Genomic DNA, 1,538 nt, shown 5'->3' on the forward strand with positions numbered 1-1,538 from the left:
AGACCACGGAGTTTGAGCGGATCCGCGGTTGTCAAGGGGATCCAGGGTTTTCGGGGAAGCCCAGGTCATGGCAACGGGGCTCCTGATAGAGCGAAGAAGCCGACCAAGGTCTTCCCGCTCGAAGGAGCCCCGTTGCCCGCTCAGTGTTCCACCGTCACGCTCACATCGTCCATCACCGTCGCCGACGGCGTCTTCGCTCCGGGACATCTCGGTGAGCTGACCCGGCAGTTACCCTTCGAACTTGTCGATGACGTGCTGGAACGCGTTGGCGGCGGCCAGCGCAGGGTGCGGCTGCTGCCATCGAGGGTGGGCGTGTACTTCGTGCTGGCGCTGGCACTCTTCCCGCAACTGGGGTACGTGCGCGTGTGGGACAAGCTCACCGCCGGGCTGCACGGGCTTTTTCACCGGCGTCCTTCGGAGAAGGCGCTGCGGGAGGTTCGCCGGCGGCTGGGCCTCGCGCCGCTTCGGTCGCTGTTCGAAACACTGGCCGGTCCCGCGGCACAGCCGATCACACCCGGGGTGCGATACCGGTGCTGGCGCACGGTCGCCTTCGACGGGTGCAGCTCCACCAAGGCCCCTGACCGGCCGCGAGTCTGTGCCTGGCTGGGCAAGCACAAACACCGCTACGGCACCGACGGATATCCGATGCTGAAGATCATGGTGCTGTGCGAGACCGGGACCCGCGCGTTGCTCGGCGCGGTCTTCGGACCGACGCCGGAGAAGGAGACCGGCTATGCCGAGCAACTGCTGCCGCTGCTGGACGACAGCATGCTGCTGCTCAACGACCGGGGCTTCGACTCGGACGACTTCCTCGCGAAGGCCGCGGCCACCGGGGCACAGCTGCTGGTACGCCTCAAGGGAACCCGGACACCAGCCCGTTGGGCCCTTTTGCCGGACGGGTCGTTTCTGACGAGGATCAACGGGACCCGGCTGAGGATCATCGACGCGTACATCACGGTGACGACCGCCAAAGGGCTGCGGCTGGAAGGCCACTACCGGCTGGCCACCACGCTGACCGATCAGCGACGCCACCCCGCCGCCGAACTGGTGGAGCTCTACCACGAACGATGGGAGATCGAGTCGGCGTTCTACTCGCTCCGGCACACCCTGCAACGCGGTCTGGTACTGCGCTCTCAGGACGCGACCGGGATCCAGCAGGAGCTTTGGGCTCACTTGACCGTCTACCAGGCGCTGCGCCGGGCGATGGTCGAGGCCGTCGAGACGCTCCCCGGCACGGATCCAGACCGCGCGTCTTTCACCATCGCCCTGGAGACCGCCAAGGATCAGCTCATCGCCGCAGCCGATGTGCTGCCCGATGCCGGCCCCGGGCACATCGCATCGGCCCTGCTGCACAATCTGCTTCCGCCCCGCCGGGCCCGCGTCAACCCACGTCGCGTCAAGTGCCCGATCTCCCGCTATGCCGCACCGCCTGACCAGGCACAAGTCCTGGGTGCCTCCAGGATCACCAGCATCAAAGTCACCGTGCACTCGTCCGCCGACCCCGGCCCCGACGGGCGTCGCGACCGCACGCTGCAACT

1 protein-coding gene is annotated in these 1,538 nt (G+C 67.3%); it reads left to right on the top strand.

Annotation, left to right across the window (positions count from 1 at the left end; genetic code table 11):
- Positions 1-132: 132 nt before the first annotated feature.
- Positions 133-1,538 (top strand): IS4 family transposase (locus ACTWQR_RS55645; protein ID WP_443235000.1); only part of this gene is annotated, 1,406 nt, incomplete at its 3' end.

It is taken from the genome of Streptomyces sp. 2A115 (assembly GCF_052245575.1).
Taxonomy (GTDB): domain Bacteria; phylum Actinomycetota; class Actinomycetes; order Streptomycetales; family Streptomycetaceae; genus Streptomyces.